The sequence below is a fragment of the Streptomyces sp. NPDC005435 genome (genome assembly GCF_040703155.1).
Classification (GTDB): Bacteria; Actinomycetota; Actinomycetes; order Streptomycetales; family Streptomycetaceae; genus Streptomyces.
Genome location: NZ_JBEXEQ010000050.1, coordinates 1 through 1,412 on the forward strand (window position 1 = coordinate 1; position 1,412 = coordinate 1,412).

Sequence of the window (1,412 nt, forward strand, 5' to 3'; positions counted from 1 at the left end):
TGAGACCTGATGCCGAGCCGATTGTGGTGAAGTGGATGATCCTATGCTGTCGAGAAAAGCCTCTAGCGAGTTTCATGGCGGCCCGTACCCTAAACCGACTCAGGTGGTCAGGTAGAGAATACCGAGGCGTTCGGGTGAACTATGGTTAAGGAACTCGGCAAAATGCCCCCGTAACTTCGGGAGAAGGGGGGCCACGCTCGGTGATTGGATTTACTCCATGAGCTGGGGGTGGCCGCAGAGACCAGCGAGAAGCGACTGTTTACTAAAAACACAGGTCCGTGCGAAGCCGTAAGGCGATGTATACGGACTGACGCCTGCCCGGTGCTGGAACGTTAAGGGGACCGGTTAGCTCTGATTCGTCAGGGCGAAGCTGAGAACTTAAGCGCCAGTAAACGGCGGTGGTAACTATAACCATCCTAAGGTAGCGAAATTCCTTGTCGGGTAAGTTCCGACCTGCACGAATGGCGTAACGACTTCTCGACTGTCTCAACCATAGGCCCGGTGAAATTGCACTACGAGTAAAGATGCTCGTTTCGCGCAGCAGGACGGAAAGACCCCGGGACCTTTACTACAGTTTGATATTGGTGTTCGGTTCGGCTTGTGTAGGATAGCTGGGAGACTGTGAAGCATGCACGCCAGTGTGTGTGGAGTCGTCGTTGAAATACCAGTCTGGTCGTGCTGGATGTCTAACCTCGGTCCGTGATCCGGATCAGGGACAGTGTCTGATGGGTAGTTTAACTGGGGCGGTTGCCTCCTAAAGAGTAACGGAGGCGCCCAAAGGTTCCCTCAGCCTGGTTGGTAATCAGGTGTTGAGTGTAAGTGCACAAGGGAGCTTGACTGTGAGACCGACGGGTCGAGCAGGGACGAAAGTCGGGACTAGTGATCCGGCGGTGGCTTGTGGAAGCGCCGTCGCTCAACGGATAAAAGGTACCCCGGGGATAACAGGCTGATCTTCCCCAAGAGTCCATATCGACGGGATGGTTTGGCACCTCGATGTCGGCTCGTCGCATCCTGGGGCTGGAGTCGGTCCCAAGGGTTGGGCTGTTCGCCCATTAAAGCGGTACGCGAGCTGGGTTTAGAACGTCGTGAGACAGTTCGGTCCCTATCCGCTGTGCGCGTAGGAATATTGAGAAGGGCTGTCCCTAGTACGAGAGGACCGGGACGGACGAACCTCTGGTGTGCCAGTTGTCCTGCCAAGGGCATGGCTGGTTGGCTACGTTCGGGAGGGATAACCGCTGAAAGCATCTAAGCGGGAAGCCTGCTTCGAGATGAGTATTCCCACCTCCTTGAGAGGGTAAGGCTCCCAGTAGACGACTGGGTTGATAGGCCAGATATGGAAGCCCGGTAACGGGTGGAGTTGACTGGTACTAATAGGCCGAGGGCTTGTCCTCAGTTGCTCGCGTCCACTGTGT

Annotated in this window: 1 rRNA gene; it reads left to right on the forward strand. The window is 55.7% G+C overall.

The features are described 5' to 3' along the window. A 23S ribosomal RNA gene (locus AB0898_RS31820) occupies nt 1-1,391 on the forward strand; the annotation flags it as partial. Between the last annotated feature and the right edge of the window lie 21 nt (nt 1,392-1,412).